General features: G+C 68.8%; 18 protein-coding genes. 11 read left to right on the forward strand and 7 right to left on the reverse strand.

Annotated features, from left to right (window positions below; all coding sequences use genetic code 11):
• Both AC16DP_RS15480 and AC16DP_RS15485 read right to left on the reverse strand, forming a co-directional pair.
• Positions 1 to 575 (reverse strand): hypothetical protein (locus AC16DP_RS15480; protein ID WP_483956735.1); only part of this gene is annotated, 575 nt, incomplete at its 3' end.
• 121 nt (positions 576 to 696) lie between these two features.
• Positions 697 to 2595, reverse strand: a complete 1899-nt coding sequence (locus AC16DP_RS15485) for a pyridoxal phosphate-dependent decarboxylase family protein (RefSeq protein ID WP_329734742.1) — start codon at positions 2593 to 2595, stop codon at positions 697 to 699.
• Between the two features lie 304 nt (positions 2596 to 2899).
• On the opposite strand from AC16DP_RS15485, the gene AC16DP_RS15490 reads away from it, so the two are divergent.
• Genes AC16DP_RS15490 through AC16DP_RS15525 form a run of 8 tightly spaced genes read left to right on the forward strand, consistent with a single transcriptional unit; the run spans position 2900 to position 11753 of the window.
• Positions 2900 to 3733 (forward strand): cytochrome c, encoded by an 834-nt coding sequence (locus AC16DP_RS15490; RefSeq protein WP_329734743.1) that lies wholly within the window; start codon positions 2900 to 2902, stop codon positions 3731 to 3733.
• 16 nt (positions 3734 to 3749) lie between these two features.
• Positions 3750 to 4388, forward strand: a complete 639-nt coding sequence (locus tag AC16DP_RS15495; RefSeq protein ID WP_329734744.1) for a respiratory nitrate reductase subunit gamma — start codon at positions 3750 to 3752, stop codon at positions 4386 to 4388.
• 13 nt (positions 4389 to 4401) lie between these two features.
• Complete coding sequence (locus tag AC16DP_RS15500) at positions 4402 to 5028, forward strand: cytochrome c3 family protein (RefSeq protein WP_329734745.1); 627 nt, start codon at positions 4402 to 4404, stop codon at positions 5026 to 5028.
• Between the two features lie 12 nt (positions 5029 to 5040).
• Positions 5041 to 8019, forward strand: a complete 2979-nt coding sequence (locus AC16DP_RS15505; RefSeq protein ID WP_329734746.1) for a TAT-variant-translocated molybdopterin oxidoreductase — start codon at positions 5041 to 5043, stop codon at positions 8017 to 8019.
• Positions 8016 to 9506, forward strand: a complete 1491-nt coding sequence (gene nrfD, locus AC16DP_RS15510) for an NrfD/PsrC family molybdoenzyme membrane anchor subunit (protein WP_329734747.1) — start codon at positions 8016 to 8018, stop codon at positions 9504 to 9506. The genes AC16DP_RS15505 and nrfD overlap by 4 nt, the downstream gene beginning before the upstream one ends.
• Complete coding sequence (locus AC16DP_RS15515) at positions 9503 to 10021, forward strand: DUF3341 domain-containing protein (protein WP_329734748.1); 519 nt, start codon at positions 9503 to 9505, stop codon at positions 10019 to 10021. Before nrfD ends, AC16DP_RS15515 begins: the two co-directional genes overlap by 4 nt.
• Entirely contained in the window at positions 10018 to 10590 is a 573-nt protein-coding gene (locus AC16DP_RS15520) for a c-type cytochrome (RefSeq protein WP_329734749.1), read from the forward strand. The genes AC16DP_RS15515 and AC16DP_RS15520 overlap by 4 nt, the downstream gene beginning before the upstream one ends.
• On the forward strand, positions 10587 to 11753 hold the full coding sequence (locus AC16DP_RS15525) for a hypothetical protein (RefSeq protein ID WP_329734750.1): 1167 nt from the start codon (positions 10587 to 10589) through the stop codon (positions 11751 to 11753). The genes AC16DP_RS15520 and AC16DP_RS15525 overlap by 4 nt, the downstream gene beginning before the upstream one ends.
• Before the next feature lie 42 nt (positions 11754 to 11795).
• On the opposite strand, the gene AC16DP_RS15530 is transcribed toward AC16DP_RS15525, so the two are convergent.
• Together AC16DP_RS15530 and AC16DP_RS15535 are read right to left on the reverse strand one after the other, a co-directional pair.
• Complete coding sequence (locus tag AC16DP_RS15530; protein WP_329734751.1) at positions 11796 to 12896, reverse strand: sterol desaturase family protein; 1101 nt, start codon at positions 12894 to 12896, stop codon at positions 11796 to 11798.
• A gap of 92 nt (positions 12897 to 12988) precedes the next feature.
• The gene (locus tag AC16DP_RS15535; RefSeq protein ID WP_329734752.1) at positions 12989 to 13606 is read right to left on the reverse strand and encodes a TIGR02265 family protein; all 618 of its coding nucleotides are present in this window, start codon (positions 13604 to 13606) and stop codon (positions 12989 to 12991) included.
• A 317-nt stretch (positions 13607 to 13923) separates the two neighbouring features.
• On the opposite strand from AC16DP_RS15535, the gene AC16DP_RS15540 reads away from it, so the two are divergent.
• Both AC16DP_RS15540 and AC16DP_RS15545 read left to right on the forward strand, forming a co-directional pair.
• Complete coding sequence (locus AC16DP_RS15540) at positions 13924 to 16587, forward strand: FG-GAP-like repeat-containing protein (protein ID WP_329734753.1); 2664 nt, start codon at positions 13924 to 13926, stop codon at positions 16585 to 16587.
• Between the two features lie 168 nt (positions 16588 to 16755).
• A complete protein-coding gene (locus tag AC16DP_RS15545) occupies positions 16756 to 19065 on the forward strand; it encodes a hypothetical protein (RefSeq protein WP_329734754.1) in 2310 nt (769 codons plus the stop codon).
• 30 nt (positions 19066 to 19095) lie between these two features.
• Here the strand turns inward: AC16DP_RS15545 and AC16DP_RS15550 are convergent, their stop codons facing one another.
• Positions 19096 to 20754, reverse strand: a complete 1659-nt coding sequence (locus AC16DP_RS15550; protein WP_329734755.1) for a serine/threonine protein kinase — start codon at positions 20752 to 20754, stop codon at positions 19096 to 19098.
• Positions 20755 to 21029: 275 nt separating this feature from the next.
• Here AC16DP_RS15550 and AC16DP_RS15555 point away from each other — a divergent pair, with 275 nt between their 5' ends.
• Positions 21030 to 21512, forward strand: a complete 483-nt coding sequence (locus AC16DP_RS15555; RefSeq protein ID WP_483956736.1) for a hypothetical protein — start codon at positions 21030 to 21032, stop codon at positions 21510 to 21512.
• Between the two features lie 56 nt (positions 21513 to 21568).
• Here AC16DP_RS15555 and AC16DP_RS15560 read toward each other — a convergent pair whose 3' ends face one another.
• Entirely contained in the window at positions 21569 to 22045 is a 477-nt protein-coding gene (locus tag AC16DP_RS15560) for an SMI1/KNR4 family protein (RefSeq protein WP_329734757.1), read from the reverse strand.
• A 16-nt stretch (positions 22046 to 22061) separates the two neighbouring features.
• A complete protein-coding gene (locus AC16DP_RS15565) occupies positions 22062 to 22718 on the reverse strand; it encodes a hypothetical protein (protein WP_329734758.1) in 657 nt (218 codons plus the stop codon).
• Between the last annotated feature and the right edge of the window lie 65 nt (positions 22719 to 22783).

A 22783-nucleotide genomic window follows, 5' to 3' on the forward strand; every position in this document is an offset into this window, starting at 1 on the left:
GACGCGCCTCCTGCCGTTTGGTGGTGGTTGTCTGAACAACACCCCTCTACCACTCGGGAGGTCAGGCGCGTCACCCTTCTTTTCCGGTCACCCTCCAGCCCTTCTGGTGAATAAGGCGGGGTGAGGAAGAGCAGTTCGCAGAGAGTTGATTCCATCCAGGGAACAACTTTTTCGTAGCCTGCGACCCACTGCAGGGAGTTTGCTGTCGACTCCAGTAATTCAAGGCGTTTCGCTCTTCCCCCAACTACGCATGTACCAAGGAGCACTCCCTTGGGGTTGGGGCCAACATCAAGTTGTGGGCCGGGTTTTCTGGGGATTGCGCTAGAGAATGCTTGGGTGAGATTGATATTGCTTGTCAGTCCAGAGAGGCGGTTTCCGCTAGTATGCCCAGCAATGTAGCAGATCCAGGGATTGCTTTTTGCTGACCAGAATTCACTAAGCCAATGCACAAGATCGTCACGGCCATGGTAGCTGCGAAATCCTACTCTGACGTCGAGCGATGCTGCCCAACCCTCAAGGAAGGGGCGGACACTGGTCGAGTCTGCAAGATCGTCCGACCAGATGTTTTCCAACACGAGTACAGCCGGCCTTGTTCTGACGCCTTCGTTGCTTGTCAATTCTATCAAGTCCTTTTTGAGTTTTGCGAATTTAGTGAGTGGCCTCTTTTATCTGATTGTAGAAGCAGTTTCGACAGATTTATTGGCGCCGGGCGGCCTCCAGCTCCGCGCGCATCACCTCTCCGAGCGTCTGGATGAAGCCGCGGATGTAGTCCACCTTGCCGCGGCGCGAGGCCAGGAAGGGGTCCATCACCGTGCAGCGCAGCACGGCCACCCCTCCGGCCCGGTCGTAGTCCGCGTGGGTGAATCCGAGCCGCTCCACCGTGGGCAGGGCCGCGCGTCCGTATTCATGGGCGCGCAGCTCCGTCTTCGTCACGTAGTAGTCCGGCCGCTTCAGCGTGTCCGGGCCCACGCTCAGCGCCCGGTAGATGCGGTCCACGAAGTCATTGGTCCGCTCCAGCGTCTCCAGGGCCGGGTGCCCCACCGCGAAGCAGACGATGTTCAGGTCCGACGGCGGCAGCAGCACCAGCTTGAACGGTGCCCAGTCCCCGCCCGCGATGCGCCGGTGGAGCGCCATGGCCCCCTTCGCCGTCTCGCCCACCAGCCGCCCGTAACCGCTGGCGTTCAGCGGCAGCACCTGGTGGCTCATCCACACGCCGGCCGCCGCCGCGCCGGGCTTCGAGCCCTCGAAGATGGAGCGGCCCAGGTAGGCGCTCTCGTGGCCTCCGGTGTGGAAGAGGTACGGCGCCTCCACCGACACCAGGTCTCGCACCCGCTTGTCCCGGAACGTGATGCTGCCCGCCGGGTACGGCATGTATCCCAGCTTGTGCGGATCAATCGTGACCGAGTCCGTCCGCTCCAGCGCGCACAGGGACCGGTACACGCCCTCCGTGGGCCAGGCCTCCGGCGCGTAGTCCGCGAGCGTCTCCTCGTAGGTGCGGCGCTCGCCATCCGCTCCCCGCGTGATGGAGGCCGCGTAGCCGCCCCAGGCCGCGTCCGCGTGCAGGTGGAACGCCATGCCCAGCTCCCGGCCCAGCCGCTCCCGCATGTCCGCGAGCAGATCCAACCGGTCCACCGCGCTCTCCTCCGTGGAGCCCATGACGGCCACGCAGGCGATGACCGGCTGCCGGCGCACCGCCAGCGTGCGCAGCGTGTCCTCCAGCGCCGAGGGCGACATGCGGAAGTTCGTGTCCACCGGCACGTGGATGAGCTGCCGCGCGCCGATGCCCAGCGCCCGGCACGTCTTGTCCCACGAGTAGTGCGCCGTGGAGGGCACCAGCACCACGCCGGGAGGCAGCGCGTCCTTGAACTCGGAGGCCAGCCGGAGGCCGAACTCCTGGTAGCCCAGCCCCGCCAATGAATGGCGTGTCACCAGCTCCAGCGCACGGCCCGCGTCTCCCATCAGCGCACGGAAGCGCTCCAGCGCGTCCAGCGCGGCCTCGGGCGTCACATTGAGGAGCTGCCACAGGCTCAGCTCGCTCAGGCGCGTCTCCCGGCCGTCCGGCAGCCGCACCTCCAGCTTCTTCACGCCGGCCTCCTCCGCGGCGTGCCGCAGCGCCACCGGGAGGTACTTCACGTTGCGCGCGACCCACAGCGCCTCGAAGTTGGCCACCGTGCCGCCCGAGGTGAGGTGTCCCCAGTACCGCTCCGGCGCGTAGCCCACCATCCGCGCCAGCTGACCGGCCACCTCCAGCTCCAACCGCGTCGTCACTGGCGAGGCCTCCGCCGACACGTTGTTGGGGTTGTAGAGCATCGTGGCGAAGTAGCCGATGAGGCTCGCCATCGTGAGGTCCGAGCACATGTGCCCGATGTAGCGGGGACTGAAGGAGGGCACGCCACCCTTGAGCTGGCCCAGCAGCCCCAGCAGCTCCTGCGAGAGCCTGGAGACGGAGTCCTCGTAGCCCGGTGCGCGCTTCTCCGCTTCTTGAATCAAGAAGCCGTCTTCGGGGTGGAGGTTGCGGCGCCAGAAGACGTGGTCGCGGAAGGCCTCGAGCAACAGGCGCTCGAAGGTATCGGCGTTCTCTCCTTTGGGTCCCAAGAAGAGGGAGCCGAGATCAAGACGTGCGGGGGACGGGTCCGGGCGGTGGTGCGTGCTCATGGAAGTGCTCCGGAGCACTGCAAGCGATACGCCTCGGGCTCGCGGAAGAGACGGCGCCGGGAGCACGCGCGGCAAATGCTGCGCGCGGCAAATGCGCGGACGCAAATGCTGCGCACCTGACACTTCGCGTGGACGCACGTGCCCTCTCGGGGTGAGGCCCGCCCGGCCGCTGGCCTTGCGGTTGCAAAGCGGCGCGATGAGCCGGGCGAGGTGTCCGGACTCTCATGAGGAGGGGCACTCCGCGATGGATACACACGTCCTGAGCCGACGCCGAGGGCGGGCACTGGCCGTCGCCGCCTTGCCGATGCTGGCGCTGCTCGCCGCGCTGCCCGCGGCGGCGCAGGGAGTCCCCGAGGGGGCCCAGCTCTTCAACCAGCGCTGCGCGAGCTGTCACTCGGTGGGGCAGGGAGACCGGGTGGGCCCGGACCTGATGGGCGTGCTGACACGCCGCGAGGAGTCCTGGGTCACCACCTTCCTGAAGAGCCCGGGGGCGATGATCGACGGGGGGGACCCGATCGCCAACGAGCTGCTCAAGAAGTTCAACGGCGTCCGGATGCCGGACCAGCAGCTCACCGACGACGAGCGCAAGGGCCTGTTCGCGTTCTTCCGGGACTGCGCCGAGAAGGGCAGCTGCCAGCCGGGGGACACCGGGCCGAAGCTGGCCTCGGACGCCACGCCCGAGCAGATCGAGCACGGCCGTCAGCTCTTCGAGGGCCGGGCGGCGCTGGCCAACGGGGGCCCGCCGTGCATCGGCTGCCACAACGTGCGTGACATTGGCGTGGTGGGCGGCGGCACGCTGTCGCGCGACCTGACCTTCTCCTTCGCGCGGCTGGGCGAGCGCAAGATGACGCCCGCGCTCAAGGACATGGACTTCCCGTTGATGAAGGAGCTCTACGGGAAGGCACCGCTGACGGACGCGGAGCAGTACGAGGTGAAGGCATACCTGGCGAGCGTCTCGCGCGACGGCACGCCGCCCCGGAAGGACCGGGACTTCTTCTACCTGGGCTTCGTGGGCATGGGCGTCGCGTTGGGATTCATCGGCATCGTCCTGGGCGGCCGTGGCCGCGCGAAGGACTGAGAGAGCGAGGCGATCCGTGAGCAACACGTTCCTCTACGATTCCCTGCCGTACCTGGTGCTGGTGCTCGCCGTGGGCGTTCCCACCTGGCTGCGCCACCGTGAGCGGCTCTCCGCCTGGGTGATGCGCCTGGTGGAGCGCGAGGGCACCGGCTCGGCGGCGGTGTCCCTGGTGGTGGGCGCCACCATCATGCTGCTGTGGCACGCGGCCTGTTTCCTCCTGCCGCAACCGGTGCAGCTCTTCATCCGCTCGCCCATGCGCCTCTTCCTGCTGGAGGTGGTGGGGCTCATCGGCGGGATGATGTTGGCCTGGGGCCTGGTGGCGAGCATCACCCGCAGGCTGTCGAGCCGTGACGCGGGTGCCCGCGCGTGGCTGCCCTTCCAGGTGCTGCTGCTGGCCGAGGTGCTCAATGGCCTCGTCATCGCCGTGGCGTACCGCTGGGCCTCGGCCTGGTACGTGAGCGTGGTGGTGCCGTACCTGCGCTCGCTGGTGACGCTGCAGCCGGACGCGACGCTCATCGCCCAGTTGCCGCTGACGGTGCGGTTGCACCTCTTCGGGGTGCTCGCGCTGCTGCTCGCCTGGCCCCTCACGCGCTGGCTGGCCTCGGAATCCTCCGCGCCCGGCCTCGTGTCCGCCCGGGAGGAGACCGCCGGTTAGGCGGAGACATCCCATGATCGACCCGACCCGAGCCACGCTGCTCTCCGGAGTGCTGGCCGCCCTCGCGATGGGCGGCTGTGACACCACGCCGGTGAACAACAACCAGAACTACATGCCCGAGCAGCCCATCGCGTTCTCCCACGCGGTGCACGCCGGCCATTACGAGATCGACTGCCAGTACTGCCACGTGGGCGCGGAGAAGAGCCGGCACGCCGGCATCCCGCACGCCGGGGTGTGCATGAACTGCCATACCCAGGTGAAGACGGACTCGCCGGAGATCCAGAAGCTCACCCAGGCGGTGAAGCTGAACAAGCCCATCGAGTGGGTGAGGGTGCACCGGCTGCCGGACCACGCGTACTTCAACCACGCCAACCACGTGACCGCCGGGCTGGAGTGCCAGAAGTGCCACGGCCCGGTGCAGGAGATGGTGCGGCTGGAGCAGGCGGAGCCCATGACCATGGGCTGGTGCCTGGACTGCCACCGCCAGACGCAGGAGTCGCAGGCGAAGGCGCCGGTGCCGCCGTTGGCATCCGGTGTGCTTATGGCCTCCGCGTCCGGGGTGCCCACGGTGAAGGCTCCCACCACCCCCGCGTCCCGCACCCTGAATCCTCCCACCGACTGCTCCGGCTGCCACCGCTGAGGAACGCGCACCATGTCCGAGACGACCCCCAAATACTGGCAGAGCCTGGCCGCGCGGGCCGGAGACCCGGCCGTGCTCGAGCGCTCGCGCAACGAGTTCGCCGAGGAGCTGCCCGTGGGCGTGGCGGCCCAGCCTCCGGACGCGAGCTCGCGCCGGGACTTCTTCAAGGTGATGGGCTTGAGCGCCGCGGCGGCCATGGTGGCCTGCCAGCGCGCCCCCGTGCAGAAGGCGGTGCCCTTCCTCACGAAGCCGGACGAGCTCACCCCCGGCCTGTCCCTCTGGTACGCGTCCACGTGCGGCGCGTGCAGCGCCCAGTGCGGCGTGCTGCTGAAGACGCGCGATGGCCGCCCCATCAAGGTGGAGGGCAACGCGGAGCACCCGGTGTCTCGCGGTGGCGTGTGCGCCGTGGGCCAGGCGTCCGTGCTGTCCCTCTATGACGCCAACCGCTCGCGCTGGCCGTCCGTGGGGGGCACGAAGTCCACGTGGGCGAGCCTGGACCAGGCCGTCACGGAGGGGCTGCGCAAGGTGGCGGAGGAGGGGAGGGCCATCCGGCTCGTCCTCCCGTGGGTGATGGGGCCCACCGCCGAGGCCGCCGTGGCGCGTTTCCTCGCCGCGTTCCCCATGGCGCGCACGGTGCGCTACGACGCCACCGGTGAGCTGGAGGCCATCGCCGAGGCGCACCGCCTCACGCACGGTGTGCGCGTGGTGCCGGACTACCGCTTCGATCAGGCGAAGCTCATCGCCAGCTTCGGCGCGGACTTCCTCGGCACCTGGGTGTCGCCGGTGGCCTTCACCCGCCAGTACAGCGCGGCGCGCGACGCGGCTGGCTCGCGGGAGATGTCTCGGCACTGGCAGCTCGAGCCGCTGATGACGCTGACGGGTGCGAGTGCCGACAAGCGCGTGCCAGTGGCCGCGTCGGACCTGGTGCCCGCGCTGGCGGGGCTGGTGAAGCGGTTGGCCCAGAAGGCCGGGCGTGTGGTGGATGGCCTGTCGGGCGTGCCCGCGCCGCGCGTGGACGCCGCCGTGCTGGACACGCTGGCCGACGAGCTGTGGTCCGCGAAGGAGAAGGCCCTGGTGGTGTGCGGCGGTGACGAGCCCGCCGCGCAGGTGCTGGCCAACCAGGCCAACGAGCTGCTCGGCAATGCCGGCACCACGGTCTCCGTCTCCGGCGGCATCACCCTGGACACGGGGGCGATGACCCTGGGCGAGCTGCTCGCGGAGCTGGAGGCGAAGCAGGTGGGCGGCGTCCTCTTCCACGGCGTCAACCCGGCCTATACGCACCCCCGGGGCGAGTCGCTGGTGGCGCTGCTGAAGGACGTGGCGGTGACGGTGGCCACGAGTGACCGGCTCGACGAGACGGCCTCGCTGGTGCGCTTCCACGCGCCGGACCACACGCCGCTGGAGTCCTGGGGCGATGCCGAGCCCCGGCGTGGGGTGCTGAGCCTGCGCCAGCCGGTGGTGTCGCCGCTGCACGAGACGCGCGGCACGGTGGAGTCCCTGCTGAAGTGGGCCGGGGTGGAGCAGTCGCACCACGACTTCCTGCGCGCCCGCTGGGAGGCGGAGATCTTCCCGCGCGCGAACGTGGCCACGGGCTTCCAGGCCTTCTGGGACGAGGCGGTGCGCCAGGGCGTGGCGGTGGTGCTGCCGCAGCCGGCCACCACCGAGAGCCCCGCGTTCCGCCCCGAGAGCGTGGCGGAGGCGCTGGCGGGCACGGCGGCGGCGGACGAGGGGCTCGAACTGGTTCTGTATCAAAAGGTGGGCTTGAGGGACGGCGCGCTGGCCAACAACGGCTGGCTGCAGGAGATGCCGGATCCGATTTCCAAGGCCACCTGGGGCAACTACCTCTGTGTGGCGCCCGCCACGGCCGCGAAGCTGGGCATCAGCGACGGCCAGGTGGTGCGGGTGAGCACGGGAGGGAAGACGCTCGCGGTACCGGCGCTGGTGCAGCCGGGCACGCATCCGCGGGCGCTGGGCCTCGCCATGGGTTACGGCCGGACGAAGGTGGGACGTATCGGGAACGCAGTGGGGGAAAACGCCTTCGTCCTGGCCTCTTTTACGAACGGGAAGGTGCGCCGCGCGGCGCTCGGGGTGAAGTTGGAGGTGACGCCCGAGAAGAAGCCGCTCGCCCTCTCACAGACGCATGCCTCGATGGAGGGGCGCGGGCTGGTGCGCGAGGCGGAGCTGGCGGAGTTCCTCGCCAACCCGCGCGCGGGCAACGAGGAGGAGGGGGGGCACGGCGGTGGCCACCCGCTCTCCATCTGGTCCGGCCACGAGTACAAGGGCCACAAGTGGGCGCTGGCGGTGGACCTGAGCGCGTGCACGGGCTGCTCGGCGTGCGTGGTGTCCTGCCAGGCGGAGAACAACATCCCCATCGTGGGTGAGGACGAGGCGCTCCGGCAGCGCGAGATGCACTGGATGCGCATCGACCGGTACTACGAGGGCGAGCCGGATGCGCCCCGCGTGGTGCACCAGCCGATGATGTGCCAGCACTGCGAGAACGCTCCGTGCGAGACGGTGTGCCCGGTGCTCGCCACGGTGCACTCGACGGAGGGGCTCAACCAGCAGGTCTACAACCGCTGCGTGGGTACCCGCTACTGCGCCAACAACTGCCCCACGAAGGTCCGCCGCTTCAACTGGTTCGACTACAAGCACGACGAGCCGCTGGAGCGCCTGGTGCTCAACCCGGACGTGGTGGTGCGCACGCGTGGCGTGATGGAGAAGTGCTCCATGTGCGTGCAGCGCATCCAGGAGGGCAAGGCCGAGGCGAAGCGCGAGGGCCGCGAGCTGCGGGGCGGAGACATCCGCACCGCGTGCCAGCAGAGCTGCCCGGCGCGGGCCATCCACTTCGGCGACATCAACGACCCGGACAGCGACGTGGCGAAGCTGGCGAAGAGCGGGCGCGCCTACCGGCTGCTGGAGGAGATCAACATCGGGCCGGCCGTGACGTACCTCACGAAGATTCGCAACACCGGAAACGGGAGCGCGGAATGAGCAACCAGCACACTTCCACCCTCCGGGTGCCGCTCGTCAGTGAGGAGCGCACCCTCGGCCAGCTCACCGAGGAGATCTGCGCCCCCATGGAGCGCAAGCCCTCCCGTATGTGGTGGGTGGCCTTCGCCCTGGCGGTGGCCACGCTCGCGGTGGGCGTGGGCATGGTCACCTACGAGGTCTCCACCGGTATCGGTGTGTGGGGCCTGAACAAGACCATCGGCTGGGCCTTCGACATCACCAACTTCGTGTTCTGGGTGGGCATCGGCCACGCGGGCACGCTCATCTCCGCCATCCTCTTCCTCTTCCGGCAGAAGTGGCGCACGAGCATCAACCGCGCCGCCGAGGCCATGACGCTCTTCGCCGTCATGTGCGCGGCCATCTTCCCGGTCATCCACATGGGCCGGCCGTGGAACGCCTTCTGGGTGCTGCCGTACCCCAACAGCCGCGGCTCCCTGTGGGTGAACTTCCGCTCGCCCCTGTTGTGGGACGTGTTCGCCATCAGCACGTACTTCACCATCTCGGCGGTGTTCTGGTACTTCGGCCTCATCCCCGACCTGGCCACGGTGCGAGACAGGGTGAAGGGCGGGCTGAAGAAGGCCGTCTTCAAGGTGCTGTCGTTCGGGTGGAACGGCTCGTCGCGCACGTGGCACCGCTACGAGACGGTGTACCTGCTGCTGGCCGGCCTGGCGACGCCGCTGGTGATCAGCGTGCACACCATCGTGTCGTTCGACTTCGCCACCTCGGTCATCCCCGGCTGGCACACCACCATCTTCCCGCCGTACTTCGTGGCCGGCGCGGTGTTCAGCGGCTTCGCCATGGTGCTGACGCTGATGATCATCACCCGCGTGGTGCTGGGCTTCGAGCACCTCATCACCCTCCGCCACCTGGAGAACATGACGAAGGTCATCATCGTCACGGGTGGCATCGTGTCGCTGGCCTACGGGACGGAGTTCTTCATCGCCTGGTACTCGGGCAACCCGTACGAGAAGTTCACGTTCATGAACCGCGCTTTCGGTCCGTACGCGTGGGCGTACTGGACGATGGTGACGTGCAACGTGGTGTCGCCGCACCTGTTCTGGTTCAAGAAGGTGCGCACGTCGCCCGCGGCCATCTTCGTGCTGTCGCTGGTCATCAACGTGGGCATGTGGTTCGAGCGCTTCGTCATCATCGTGACGTCGCTGCACCGGGACTTCCTGCCCTCGAGCTGGTCCATGTACACGCCCACGGTGGTGGAGGTGGGCACCTTCGTGGGCACGTTCGGCCTCTTCTTCACGCTGTTCCTGCTGTTCACCCAGGTGCTGCCCATCATCTCCATTGGCGAGGTGAAGAGCGTGGCGGCCTTCGCCCGGGGCTCGCACGCCCCGGAGCATGCTTCCCACCCGGCCCACGGCTCCGAGACTCCGCACGAGCACCCGGCCGAGGCGCCGGAGCCCCTGCCCACCCCGGCCCTGGCGGCCGTGGCGGTGCGAAAGGACATGCCGGTATGAGCCCGTCCCAGTCCGTCCTGCTCAGCTACTTCGACAGCGAGGAGCACGTCCTCGAGGCCACCCGGGCCGCCCGCGAGGCCGGGTACGCGGTGCATGATGTCTACACGCCCTACGCCATCCACGGCATGGACGAGGCCATGGGGCTGAAGTCCTCGCGCCTCACCTGGGTGTGCTTCGGGGCGGGGCTGCTGGGCGCCACGTCCGCGCTGTCGCTCCAGTACTACACGTCGGTGGTGAGCTGGCCGCTCAACGTGGGTGGCAAGCCATTCAACTCATTCCCGGCGTTCATCCCCGTGACGTTCGAGCTCACCGTGCTGTTCGCGGGCCTCTTCACCGTGGCGGCCTTCCTGCTGCGCTCGAAGTCCTTCCCCGGCAGCAAGCGGGAGGCGCTGCCCCGGGTGACGGATGACCGCTTCGTGCTGGCCCTGCGCGCGGACGAGTCGGACGCGAAGGTGAAGGCCCTCCTCGAGCGCCACGGAGCGCTGGAGGTGGAGCAGATGGAGGTGGCGTCGTGAAGCGGCTTCTCATTGGTACCGGCGTGCTCGCCGCGGCCCTGCAGGTGGGCTGCGAGCGGGACGTCTCCCAGCCCAACCTCGAGTACGCGCCGGACATGTACAGCTCCGTGCCGTACGACAGCTACGCGCCCAACCCCAACACGCGCGATGGCAAGACGTTGATGGCGCCCGCGCCGGGCAGCATTCCCCGGGGTTTCTCGCCGCTGCACTACGGCCCGGGCCCCCAGGAGGCCACCCGCGCCGCCACGGACCTGAAGAATCCCTTCGAGTCCTCGGAGCCAGTGCTGGCGCGCGGCAAGGTGGCCTTCAACCGTTACTGCTCGCACTGCCACGGCTCGGGCGGGCTCGGGGACGGCCTGGTGGCCGCGCGCTTCCCCCGGCCTCCGTCGCTGCTGGCCGAGCACGCCCGCGGCCTCGCCGACGGGCAGATCTTCCACATCATCACCCAGGGACAGGGGCTGATGCCGGCCCATGGCTCCCAGGTGTCGCCGGAGGATCGCTGGAAGATCGTCCACTACCTGCGCTCGCTGCAGTCTCCGGCGCGGACCGCGCGGAAGGACACGCCATGAGCTCCTCGGGAATCGTCGTCGGCCCCAACGTCCGCAGGGTGTGCATGGGTGTGGCGGCGCTCGGCCTGTCCGCACTGGGCGCGGGCCTGGCCCTCTCGCCCACCCGTGGCTTCTCCAGCCTGTTGATCAACGGCTTCTTCTTCCTCACGCTCGCGCTGGGCGGCGCGGTGTTCCTCGCGCTCAACTCCGTGGCCAACGCGGGCTGGTACACCGTCTTCAAGCGCATCCCCGAGGCCTTCGCCTCCTACGTGCCCGTGGGTGGGGCGAGCCTGCTGGTGGTGCTCGCGGGGCTGCCCTCGCTGTACCTGTGGGCCCGCCCTGGCGTCATGGAGACGGACCACCTGCTGCACCAGAAGGCCGCCTTCCTCAACGCGCCGGGCTTCGCCATCCGCATGGCCGTCATGCTGGCCATCTGGGCCTTCTTCACCTGGCGGCTGCGGCGCAACTCCCTGGCCCAGGACTCCGAGGCCTCACCCAGGCCCACGCGGCGGAACGTGGCCACCTCGGCGGTGTTCCTGGTGGTGTTCGCCATCACCTTCTGCCTGGCCAGCTTCGACTGGCTGATGAGCCTGGAGCCGCACTGGTTCAGCACCATCTACGGGCTCTACAACATCGCCGGCATGCTGGAGTCGAGCGTGGCGGCGATCACCCTGGCCGTGGTGCTGATGAAGAGCTCGGGGCTGATGAAGGAGATCAACACCAGCCACCTGCACGACCTGGGCAAGCTGATGTTCGGCTTCGCCACCCTGTGGGCCTACCTCTGGTTCTCGCAATTCCTGCTCATCTGGTACTCGAACATCCCGGAGGAGACCGTCTACTTCATCCACCGGATGCACGGGGGCTGGGGGCCGCTGTTCTACCTGAACCTGGCGCTCAACTGGGCGCTGCCCTTCGTGCTGCTGTTGCCGAAGCCCGCCAAGCGCAACCCGATACACCTGTGCTTCGTCGCCGGCATCATGCTGGCGGGCCGGTGGTTGGATCTGCACCTGATGATCTCCCCCGCCAACATGCCCGAGTCCGCGGGTGTCGGCGTGTGGGACGCGGCGGGGCTGCTGGGGCTCGGGGCGCTGTTCGTGTTGACGGTGACGCGGACGATGGGCTCGGTGCCGCTCATCGCGCGCCATGATCCGTACCTCGTGGAGAGTCTGCATCATCACACGTAGGCCCTCGTCACTGCTCCTCCAGTGGACTCGGCCGTTGTTTTTTCAGAGCACGGCCACCACGAGCGGTGCCGCCGCGAGCCGCACCGCCTCGACCACCGGGCCCCAGCGCTTGCCCTCCAGCACTCCGCCCAGCCCTCCCAGCGACGCGAGGAACCAGGCCGCGAAGGCGAGCCGCTCCGGCTGGGACAGCGAACGGCTCCGGACGAGGAACAGCACCGTGACGGCCAGCGTCAGCACGCCCACCACGCCCACGTAGATCGCCACCTTGCGTGAGGTGCTCACCTCGAACCGGGGCCGGCCCGCAACGGACTCCGCGGCCGGAGCCTCCACTCCTGGCGGAGTCCACTCGGGCGGCATGAACCACACCTTGAGCTTGTCCAGCGCACGCGGGGCCTTCCTGGCGCGGGCCACGAGCTCACCGAAGGGCTCCAGGGCGGCCACCAGCGGGTTGAACGTGCGGACCGGCTTCACCGTGCCGTAGGTGGTCCGCTCCTCCTCGCGCTCGAAGGTGCCGAACAGCCGGTCCCAGAGGATGAGGATGCCGCCATGGTTCTTGTCCAGGTAGCGGCCGTTGCAGGCATGGTGCACGCGGTGGTGCGAGGGCGTGACGAGCACCCACTCGAGCGGCCCGAGCCTGCCGATCAGCTCCGTGTGCACCCAGAACTGGTAGAGCGTGTTGAGCGCCGCCGCCGTGGCGAACATGGCCGGGGGAAAGCCGATCCACGCGAGCGGCAGATAGAAGAAGCGCGAGACGAGCGGCTGGAATGGCCCCTGCCGCAGCGCCACGGCCAGATTGTAGTCCTCGCTCTGGTGGTGCGGAGCGTGGGCCGCCCAGGCCAGGTTCATCCGGTGCGAGGCGCGGTGGAACCAGTAGTAGGCGAAGTCGACGCCCAACATCAGGACGAACCACGCCAGCGCCGAGGACGCGGAGATGTCGAGGAGCCGGTGCTGGTAGACGGCCAGGTACGCCCCCGCCAGCAGGCCCACCGCCACCGTGGTGAAGACCGTCTGCGCGGACCCCAGCGAGAGGTTCGCGAACACATCCGGCCCCCGGAACACGCGCCGGCCCTGGAGGCGTCCGCACAACCACTCGACGCCCATCAACAGGAAGAAGAGGGGGATGGACAGGGTGATGAGATTCATGGCGAGCGCTCCTCGGGGCGAGTCTCGCACGACTCGCCCGGGAGCGCTCCAGCCGCCACCGTCCGCACTGCTTCAGCGGGTACCGCCGGGACTCAGTCCCAGGTGAAGGTGACCTCGCTGTCGAGCCGCCCCACCTGCCGGCTCCTCACCGCCACCCGCGTCGCGCCTCCGAGCTCGAGCAGCATCTCCACGATGCCCGCGGAGTACGCATGCGGCATCAGCTCGCGCTTGAGGATGACGCGGCCCTGCTTCGGGCCGATCCACTCCACCACCTGCGTCCCGAAGCTCACGGACGCCTTGTGCGCCGAGGGCAGGCTCTCCACCAGCCGCTTCGGCTCCTTCCCCGACAGCGTCAGCAGCATCCGGCCCGCCGTGGTCCCCAGGAAGTCCATGACCGCATCTCGGCCCAGCTTCCGCATCGCCTGCTCGTGGCTCGCGCTCCGGGCGAGCAGCGCGGGCATCGCGATGGACAGGAACTGCAGCTGCAGCGTGGCGGGGTAGTTGAAGACGTCCACGAGCTGCTCGTGCCCGCTGGCCTCCAGGCACTGCTTGGCCACGGCGTCCCCGGCCAGCGCGCGGATGGACTTCAGCATTCCATTGAGGAACAGCCCGCGAGCGGTGTCCTGCGGCGTGCAGTGCGACATCCGCATTCCGCAGTCGTGCTGCCAGTCGATCGGAGCCTGGTTCCACGAGACTTGCGCGCTTTGCATATCTCCCTCCCATGGATGGGTGACAACGGCGCACATTCGGCTTCCCGGTGTGTCCCGGGTCCCCCCACCGTGCCCATCACGTCCTCATTTCTAGGAGGCCTCGGCGCGTGAGGCTGTGAATCGGCTCACAGGTTTCGAGAAATCTTCGGGCCGCCGAGAGCGCGTGTGGGTGTCCAGGCACACAAAGACATCCATGGGATCACGTCTAGTTTTCGGGTTTTGACGTGGAAAGGGACGTGTCTCTTCTTACATGCTTGCGCCCGGCCTTCCTGCGTGTGGAGCGCAGACCCCTGGCCGATCGAGAAAGAGGGACGTACATGAAGATGAGGACCCCCGGCTGGACGTGGAGATCCGCTGGCGCCCGATGCGCGCTGATGGGCTCGGCGGTACTGGCGTTGTCGGCGTGCAGTGGCGTGCTCGACGAGCAACAGTCAGGACAGGCACCCACGGGCCAGCAGCTCGCCCAGGCGGCACCGCCCGAGGCGCTGCCGTCGTCCACCCCCAGCACCACCACCGGCACCGTCACCGGGATTCCCTCGGACGGTGTCACCCCCAGCACCCCCGCCCCGGCCAGCACTCCCAGCGCCGCCAGCCTCGCGGCGGAGCTGCAGTTCGAGTGGAAGGGCAGCACGGTGCTCCCGGCGCACAAGCAGGTGATGATGACGCCCGTGGTGGTGGACGTGAACGGCGACCGCGTCCCGGACATCGTCTTCAGCACCTTCGACGGCGACTACTACAACCGGACCAACGAGAACGGCGGCAACGGCAACAGCAATGGCGTGCTCCGGGCCATCAGTGGCAAGGATGGGCGCGAGCTGTGGACCGCGGTGGATGCCTCCGCCCGCGTGAAGCCCGCCGCCAGCATCGCCGCTGGTGACATCGACGCCGATGGCAAGGTGGAGATCTGCGGCATCCCCGAGAACGGCCGCGGCATCATCTGCTTCGAGAACGACGGTACCTTCAAGTTCCGCTCGGCTCCGGACGCCTACGACTACAACGAGTGGGGTGGCCCCTCGCTCGCGGACCTCGAGGGCGACGGCACCGTGGAGATCCTCGACGGCAACCGCGTCTACAGCCACACGGGCGCGCTGAAGTGGGTGGGCTCGGATGGCATGGGCGGCGCGCTGTACACCGGCCCCGTCTCCTTCGCGGCGGACATCGACCAGGATGGCATCCAGGAGGTCATCAACGGCCGCGCCGTCTACCGCGCCGATGGCCGCCTCAAGTGCGCCAACACGGAGATTCCCCAGGGCTTCGCCGGTGTGGCCAACTTCGACGAGGATCCGGCGGCGGAGATCGCCGTGGCGGGCTACGGCAAGGTGAGCCTGCTCGACGACGACTGCAAGCTGCTGTGGACCCGCTCGGTCCACTACACCGATCCGGGGCAGCCCTTCCCCACGCAGCCCGGCCACGGTGGCCCGCCCAACATCGCGGACTTCGATGGCGACGGGAAGCTGGAGATCGGCCTCGCGGGTGACTGGAACTACACCGTCTACGGGGCCAATGGCGCCGTGAAGTGGACCCACACCATCCAGGAGTACAGCTCCGGCAAGACGACCTCCACCACCTTCGACTTCGAGGCGGATGGCGCGACCGAGGTCATCTACGCCGACGAGCTCTACCTGCGCGTCTTCGACGGTGCCACCGGCGCGCTGCGCTGGCAGACCCGTCACAGCTCCGGCACCACGCACGAGCTGCCCCTCGTGGTGGATGTGGACGCCGACGGCAGCGCGGAGATCATCGTGGTGGAGAACAACCACGCGGCCCCGGGCTTCAACGGCATCCGCGTGTACGGCGACCGTGACAATGCCTGGGTGGGCACGCGCGGCATCTGGAACCAGCACGCCTACTCCGTCACCAACGTCAACGACGACGGCACCATCCCGGCGCGCCCGGTGGCCAACTGGCTCACCCCGGGCCTCAACAACTTCCGCTCCAACGCTCCGGGCGCCGCCGCCGTCTGCCGCGTGACGGGCTCCTGGGAGAAGACCGGCAGTCTGGCGCTGCCTCGCATCCTGCACACCGCCGCGCTCCTCGAGGACGGCCGCGTGCTGGTGGCGGGTGGCTTCAACACCACCTCCGAGCTGTATGACGCCGCCACGGGCACCTGGAAGCGCACCGGCGACACGCTGGCCACGCACCACTACCACACGATGACGCGGCTGCTGGATGGGCGCGTGCTCATCGCCGGAGGTGGGACGTGCCCCGTCACGCTCGCCACCGCCGAGGTGTATTACCCGGCCCTGGGCCGCTGGAAGCCCACCGGCAGCCTGGTCGTCTTCCGCACCCACCACACGGCCACCCTGCTGCCCAATGGCAAGGTGCTGATCGCCGGTGGCGAGGACACCTCCGGCGCCGCGCTGAGCTCGGTGGAGCTGTATGACCCGGCCACGGGCACCTTCTCGCTCGCCGGCAACATGGGCACGGCCCGCCGCGACCACACGGCCACGATGCTCCCCAACGGCAAGGTGCTGATCGCGGGCGGTGGCAACGACTCCTACGAGACCCTGGCCTCGGCGGAGCTGTACGACCCGGCCACCGGCGCCTGGACGTCCGTGGGCGGCATGGGCACGCCGCGCAGCTTCCACTCGGCCTCGCTGCTGCCCAACGGCAAGGTGCTGGTGGCGGGCGGTGGCAGCTGGGACATCGCCAGCAGCTCCTCGGCCGAGCTGTATGACCCGGCCCGGGGCACCTGGTCGGCCACCGGCAGCATGAGCACGCCGCGCCGCTTCCACTCGGCCACGCTGCTCCCCAATGGCAAGGTGCTGGCCATCGCCGGCTACCACCAGGCCACCGGCATCCAGAAGGGCGCCGAGGTGTACAACCCGGCCACCGGGACCTGGTGCCCCGCGGGCAGCCTCGAGGTGGACCGCTACCGCCACACGGCCACGCTGCTCGAGGATGGCCGCGTGCTCGCCACCGCGGGCGTCAGCAACACCGACCAGGCCTCCGTCGAGGTGTTCAGCGTGGGCGGCAAGTAACCGCGCTCCCACGTCGCAAGCGAGGCCCCGGTCCGGTGGAACGTCCACCGCGCCCGGGGCCTCGCCCTTTTCTGGAGGGGAGGCACCCGCGAGCGGGTGAGCGTCACGGGACTCGGGGTCACATGCTAGTGTGCCGCCGTCCGTTGTGACGGGAGCATTCGCCGAGCCATGGATCGGAAGTCCCCCAAGGTGCCGCGGAGCACGGCCACCCTGTCGCGTGGCGGTGTCGCGGCCGAGCCCACCCCGGCCCTCGTGAAGAAGCCCACCGCGGCGAGGAAACGGCCTCCCCCGACGCCTTCCCCGGAGCCGAGCAGCACGGGCAGTCAGCGATTGGCACGGCGGGTGGTGGCGGTGCTCGCCCCCCGCAACCTCGTGGCCAGGGCCGAGCTGTCCTGGCTGTCCACCGCCCTGGCGGAGCTGCTCTCCGCCGAGCTGGCCATGGGGGAACAGCTCCGCCTGCTCCCCGGGGAAGGCGTGGTGCAGATGCGGAGGGATCTCCTCCTGCCGGACGAGGAGGGTTTCGCGGCGGCCACGCTGCAGCGCATCCGCGCGCACTCGGGCGTGGACCTGGTGCTCACCGGGGCGTACCTCGTGCAGGGGAAAGAGGAGTCCGCGCGGCTGCGGCTCAACCTCCGTCTGCAGGAGGCCACCACCGGCGAGACGCTGGCCCACCTGACGGAGGTGGGCGCGGAGGGGGAGCTGCTGGAGCTCGTCTCGCGCGTGGGCACCGCCCTGCGCAAGCGCCTGGGGCTGGCGCCGCTGACCACCGAGCAGGCCCACGGCGTGCGCAGCGCGATGCCCGCGGAGCCCGAGGCGGCCCGGCTCTACGCCGAGGGGCTCGCGGCCCTGCGAAACCATGACGCGGCCACCGCCGTGGAGCGCTTCGAGCGCGTGGTGAAGCACGAGCCGTCTTTCGCCCCCGCCCACTCGGCGCTGGCCGCCGCCCTCCAGTACCTCTACCAGGAGGAGGCCGCGAAGGAGGCCGCGCGCCGGGCCTTCGAGCTGTCCTCGAGCCTCTCGCGCGAGGAGCGCCTCCTGGTCTCGGCCCGCCACCACGAGGCCCAGGCCGAGTGGCCCCAGGCCATCGAGGCCTACCGGACGCTCTTCGAGTTCTTCCCGGACAACGTGGAGTACGGCACCGCGCTGGTGTTCGCGCAGGTGTCCGCGGGGCAGAACCGGGAGGCCCAGTCCACCCTGGAGGCGCTGCGCCGGCTCCCACCTCCCTTGAGCGAGGACGCGCGCATCGAGCTGGCCGCGGCGGTGGCCACGAGCGCGACCGCGGACTTCATCGCCTCCCGGCGGCATGCCGAGGCGGCGGTGTCCCGCTCGCAGCAGTCCAGCCAGGGCCAGCTCGCCGCCTCCGCGCTTATCATGGAGGCCTATGCGGCGCGCAACCTCGGGGAGCCCCTGCGTGCCGTGGAGCTGCTGGAGGAGTCCGAGCGGCTGTTCCTGGCGGGAGGGGACCGGGGCGGCGCGGCGCGCTCGATGCTCGTGCACGCCATGGCGCTCATCGACACGGGCCGGCTGCTGGAGGCCGAGCGCGTGTTCGTCTCCGCCATCGAGGCGGCCCGGGAGATCAAGGGCATCTCGCTGGAGGCCGAGGCCCTCCTGTGCGCGGGGGGACTGAGCTGCCGGTTGGGTCAGCTCTCCGAGGGGTTGAAGCGGGCCAGCCGGGCCGTGGAGCTCTTCCGGCAGCGCGGGCGGCTCTCCGACATGAACACCAGCACCATCCTGAAGGGCATGGTGCGGCGGCTCATGGGCGGGCTGGACGAGGGGAAGCGTCTGCTCGAGGAGGGGAGCCATGCGGCCCAGGTGCTCTTCGAGGACGGCTATGCCGAGGCCTGGGGCCGCTACGAGCTGGGCTGTCTGCTGATGGACCTGGGCGAGCTGGCGCAGTCACGGCAGCAGTTGGAGCGCGCGCTGGCGTTGCGGCGGGCGCGGGGCCTGGGCGCCTTCGTGGCCGAGACCGAGCTGGGCCTGGCGTGTCTGTCCCTGGAGGAGGGGAGGGCACAGGAGGCGCTTGCGGTGGCGGAGTCCGCGCTGTCGGCCTACGCGGCGCTGAAGAGCCTGGATGGGGAAGGCCTCGCGAACACGGTGAAGGCCCGGGCGTTGATGGCCCTGGGGAAATCCTCGGCGGCGCGTGAGGCCCTGGAGCGTGCCCGGACCCTCGCGGGCGGCAGCGAGGATGTGTTCATCGCGGCCGAGGTGCAGCTCACCGGCGCGGCCCTGGTGCGGCGGGACGGCGGGCCCTCGGAACGGGAAGAGACGGCGCGGCAGATGCAGGCGCTCGCGACGCGGGCGGCTCGCGACGGCATGAAGCGTGTGGCGCTCGAGGCGCGAGTCCTCCGGCTGGAACTCCAGCGTGAGACGAAGGCCGCCACGGTGCGCAAGGAATCGCTGTCCCTCCAGAAGGAAGCGAACCGGCTGGGTTATCGCGGCCTGCTCCAGCGGGCCCAGGCCTTGCTCGGAGACAAATAGACCGGGAAGCCGGGACGCCCGGCCTGGAGGTCATTCGTCAGGAGAGGCTCCTCCCAGAAGCCCGGTCTCGAGGAAGACGGGCCTCAGTTGAAGGCCATGGTCCTGGTCGAGAACGAGCTGGTTCTCCCAGGGTTTCCAGTCCGCATCCGTATCGGGCATCCGTCCGACGACCATGCCAGCCAGCGCCTTGTCCTCCACGGTGAGGTTGTCCCTCAGGGAGGTGAGCCTCACCGGGACCTGCGCATGGTAGCCCGGCAACCAGTGGGAGAGGCATTGCCTCGGTTCGAGGACCAGCGTCTCGGACCAATTCCCCGCATCGTCCATGTACTGATACGAGAAGACCATGCCCGTCTTGTTGCAGGTCCTGACGACCCGGGAGACGCGCAGGGTGTTGCTGACGGCGGTGTCCAGCAGGGTCATCTCCAGGAACTTCAATGCCTGCTGCTGGAACTTCTGGAGCTCGTCCTTGAGCTGCTCGTTCTGCTGGAGCTGCTGCAGGGCGCCTTGATTCCTCGCCTGGAGATCCCGTGCTTGCGCCTCGGAGCTCCGGGCCTGGCTCCTCGCGATGTCCAGCTCCTGTTTGAGGCGCCGGGTGTCCTGCTGCTCCGTCTGGTAGCGCGACTGGAGGCGCGCGTTGTCCCCGCGCAGGTCGTGCAGGTTGCGAAGCGTGGAGGCCAGACCCGCGAGCAGTAGGAGCGACAGGCCGCCCAGCACGAGCAGCCCCACCGTGCGCCCCCGGCTGCGAGCGGTTGGCGCCGGGACCGGAGCGGGGGCGGGAGCGGGCGCCACCGTCTCCTGGGGGATTGGCTTGGGCACCGGCTCTTCCAGCGCCTGCTCGAGGGCCGCTCGGAAGGCCGCGCAGTCCTGGAACCTCGCGGACGGATCCACCGCCATGGCCTCGCGGATGCACTGGCAGAGGCGTTCGGGCAGCTCGGGCACCACCTGCTCGGGCGGGGTGAAGTTGCCCTCGGTGATGCGCTTCATCATCTCGAAGTCGCTGCCCGCGTCGAAGGCCACTCGCCCGGTGGCCGCCTCGTAGAGGATGGCGCCCAGGGCGAAGATGTCCGTGCGTGCATCCACGTCGGATGCTCCGCCGATCTGCTCCGGGCTCATGTACGGCCGCGTCCCCAGGAGCACCCCGGTCCGGGTGCGGTACTTCTCGCCCGGCTCGTCCTGCGTCACCTTGGCGATGCCGAAGTCCGTCACCTTGGGATGCATCCGCCCCTGATGCCCCTGCGCCAGCAGGATGTTGCTGGGTGTCAGGTCGCGGTGCACCACCCGGTGGCCATGTGCCTCCTGCATCGCGTCCAGCACCGGCAGGAAGATCTGCCGCAGCGCGGGCAGGCCGAGCCTTCCGCCCGGGCTCTGGCCGAGCAGATCCTCCAGCGTGCCACCCTCCACGTACTCCATCACCAGGCCCGGCACCGGGCTGATGACGATGTCCGTCACCTGGGCGATGTGCGGATGGCGCAGGAGCGCCTGGATGCGGCCCTCGGTGGTGAAGCGGTGGCGCGCGTCGGCGCTGTGGAAGATGCGGGGATCCGGCACCTTGAGCGCATGCAGGCTGTGCAGCCCCAGGTGGCGCACCAGGTAGATGGTGGCCATGCCGCCCGCGGCGAGCTTGCGCACCACCTCGTACCGGTTGTCCAGGAGCCCCCCGGGCTCGAGCAGGCTGTTGTCTTCGCCCATGTGCGGGACCCTCAGGGCCGCCGAGTCTACATGAAGGGCGCGGTCCTCCACCCGGCCGCTCGTCATGTGCCCGACAAGGCGTCAGCTCGCCTGCCCGGGGTACGGGTGGGCACGAGCGCCAGCCCCCGGGGCTGTTCCGGCCGCGCGAGGGGGCTCACCTTGGTCGAGGGAGGACGTCCTCGATGAAGAGTGAGCGGCTGCCGTGGACTCTCGGATGGGTGAGCCTGGGAATCGGACTGACGGAGCTGACATTCCCGAAGGGCCTCTGTCGCCTCATGGGTGTCTCGAAGCGCCACGCCGGGCTGATGCGGGTGTTCGGACTCCGGAAGATCGCCAGCGGATTGGGATTGCTGCTCCAGCCGCATCGGCGGGAATGGGTCTGGGCCCGCATCGCGGGTGATGCCCTCGACCTCTCGCTCCTGGGCGTGGCCTTCCGGCTCCCGCTCTCGAACAAGGGCTGGCTGGGCGCCATCACCGCCGCGGTCACCGGGGTGACGCTCGTGGACGTGTTCGCCGCCGTGGAGACGTTGCGCTCGCCCCGGCTCCATGCGGGGCACGTGACGCCGCCGCTCGGGATGGACATCGGGAGCAGCGCCCCCGCCGAGAGCTGGCGCGGGAGCGGTCTGGCCGAGGACGTGGGCGCCAACCCGCACCGGAGCGAGGACAGCCTCCCGGAAGCGGAGCGGCAGCGCATGATGAAGGAGGCCGCGCGGGAGCTCGGACTGCCGGATCGGGACGAGCACGGCACTCCGCGCTAGCCTCCACGGCTGGCCGTGGAGGACCGCACTGCCCCGGCCGAGGAGGGCCGGGGTGCTCACTTCGTGTACTGCTTCAACCAGAACTGGCGTCCCGTGCTTCGCAATGCACCCGCCAGGAACTCGGAGAAGGAACTGGCGATCTGCTTGCAGTAGTCTGGATTTGGGAACATCTCGTGGTAGCCATCTACGATGGGATAACGGCCGTTTTCCTGGTGGCTCACGTCCACCAGGACATAGTTGCTGTCCTGCACATCGCAGATGGCATACATTGAGGCGGGGCCGTGTTCGTCATCATCGTTGCGCTTGCCGAGAATTGCCACCCGCGCCCGGACAATCTGGGACAGCGGCAGGAGCAGGTAGGGGGCTTCCGGTAGGCGCTCGAACAACTCCGCTCCATTGCAATGCAGATAGAAGGCTCGCAGTTCCGGATCCAGTCGCCAGCCTACTCGCTGTTCGAACTCATCGATTTCCTCCGGCCTGGCAGGTGGATAGGGGAAGTGGTCACGTGAGACCTCTTCGAGCAGGTGGCTCATGAGCATGGCCATATCTTCAGTTGTCCGTGTAGGGCAGGTTTGGACCCACCGTATTCCAGGGCGCTTTGCCGTCGTAACAGGCTGGGTACTGCTCATTGAGTACATCGTGAACGTTGGGCTCTGCGGGAATGATGTTGTTGGGGTCCACCGGGTCTCCCCCGTGGGCGAGATCACGAATGTGGTGGCCCGGCCAGAACCTGCCGCCAGTGGTAGGCCACAGTCCGAACTTCTCGCTCCATTCCCGGCGAAACGCGCTCCTCACGCTGTCCCACTGCTCACGTAGGACGGCGGTTCCTGCTGGATTCAACTGGGCGTAGTTGCAGCAGCAGTGCCAGATGCCGTAGCGGCTACCCGCTTTGACGGGGAGGGGCAGGACGACGAGACTTCCCTCCCAGTCCAATTTGATGTCCGTCAGCCACATGCAGCCCATGAGCAGGTAACTCCCACTGGCGCACTCTTTCTGGCAGATTGACCAGAACTCCTGCCTGCATTGCCAGGGACCATAGAAGAGAGTTGTCCTCATCCGCCCGCCCGGCACGTTCAGCCAGGGGAGTTCCTTTTTCGTCGCGGGCGTGAGCGCTGGCGAGGGCGAAGGACCAGAGCCGCCTGTACCGTGGGGCGTCACGCATCCAACGAAGAGCATCAACAGCACCGAGGTCGCGGTCTGCTTCATGGAGATTCTATTGGCGGGACCGCGCATGGGTTGGACTGGGCCGAGGCTCGATTGCTCTTGGTAGT

It is taken from the genome of Archangium sp., from assembly GCF_057119385.1.

What these genes read in the sequence shown, in the direction of transcription:
- AC16DP_RS15540 (WP_329734753.1), top strand. Translation starts at nt 13,924, where the DNA reads ATGAAGATGAGGACCCCCGGCTGGACGTGGAGATCCGCTGGCGCCCGA.
- AC16DP_RS15550 (WP_329734755.1), bottom strand. Translation starts at nt 20,754, where the DNA reads ATGGGCGAAGACAACAGCCTGCTCGAGCCCGGGGGGCTCCTGGACAAC.
- AC16DP_RS15535 (WP_329734752.1), bottom strand. Translation starts at nt 13,606, where the DNA reads ATGCAAAGCGCGCAAGTCTCGTGGAACCAGGCTCCGATCGACTGGCAG.
- AC16DP_RS15490 (WP_329734743.1), top strand. Translation starts at nt 2,900, where the DNA reads ATGGATACACACGTCCTGAGCCGACGCCGAGGGCGGGCACTGGCCGTC.
- AC16DP_RS15525 (WP_329734750.1), top strand. Translation starts at nt 10,587, where the DNA reads ATGAGCTCCTCGGGAATCGTCGTCGGCCCCAACGTCCGCAGGGTGTGC.
- AC16DP_RS15515 (WP_329734748.1), top strand. Translation starts at nt 9,503, where the DNA reads ATGAGCCCGTCCCAGTCCGTCCTGCTCAGCTACTTCGACAGCGAGGAG.
- AC16DP_RS15565 (WP_329734758.1), bottom strand. Translation starts at nt 22,718, where the DNA reads ATGAAGCAGACCGCGACCTCGGTGCTGTTGATGCTCTTCGTTGGATGC.
- AC16DP_RS15505 (WP_329734746.1), top strand. Translation starts at nt 5,041, where the DNA reads ATGTCCGAGACGACCCCCAAATACTGGCAGAGCCTGGCCGCGCGGGCC.
- AC16DP_RS15500 (WP_329734745.1), top strand. Translation starts at nt 4,402, where the DNA reads ATGATCGACCCGACCCGAGCCACGCTGCTCTCCGGAGTGCTGGCCGCC.
- nrfD (WP_329734747.1), top strand. Translation starts at nt 8,016, where the DNA reads ATGAGCAACCAGCACACTTCCACCCTCCGGGTGCCGCTCGTCAGTGAG.
- AC16DP_RS15560 (WP_329734757.1), bottom strand. Translation starts at nt 22,045, where the DNA reads ATGAGCCACCTGCTCGAAGAGGTCTCACGTGACCACTTCCCCTATCCA.
- AC16DP_RS15545 (WP_329734754.1), top strand. Translation starts at nt 16,756, where the DNA reads ATGGATCGGAAGTCCCCCAAGGTGCCGCGGAGCACGGCCACCCTGTCG.
- AC16DP_RS15555 (WP_483956736.1), top strand. Translation starts at nt 21,030, where the DNA reads ATGGGTGTCTCGAAGCGCCACGCCGGGCTGATGCGGGTGTTCGGACTC.
- AC16DP_RS15530 (WP_329734751.1), bottom strand. Translation starts at nt 12,896, where the DNA reads ATGAATCTCATCACCCTGTCCATCCCCCTCTTCTTCCTGTTGATGGGC.